1 rRNA gene is annotated in these 316 nt (G+C 45.6%); it reads right to left on the bottom strand.

The features are described from left to right. Nucleotides 1-305, bottom strand: a 23S ribosomal RNA gene (locus tag ESE_RS0108505); the annotation flags it as partial. Nucleotides 306-316: the final 11 nt, after the last annotated feature.

The following is a 316-nucleotide window of genomic DNA, read 5'->3' on the forward strand; positions in this document are numbered from 1 at the left end:
CAGTCCTACAACCCCAAAGTGCAAGCACTTTGGTTTGGGCTCTACCGATTTCGCTCGCCGCTACTGACGGTATCGATTTTTCTTTCTATTCCTGTTGCTAATGAGATGTTTCAGTTCACAACGTCTACCTTCAACCTAACTATATATTCATTAGGTGATAACTTGCATAACAAGTTGGGTTCCCCCATTCGGAAATCTCCGGATCAAAGCTTACTTACAGCTCCCCGAAGCATATCGGTGTTAGTCCCGTCCTTCATCGGCTCCTAGTGCCAAGGCATCCACCATGCGCCCTTAATAACTTAACCTATCAACTTTC

The organism is Weissella cibaria KACC 11862, from assembly GCF_000193635.1.
Lineage (GTDB): Bacteria > Bacillota > Bacilli > Lactobacillales > Lactobacillaceae > Weissella > Weissella cibaria.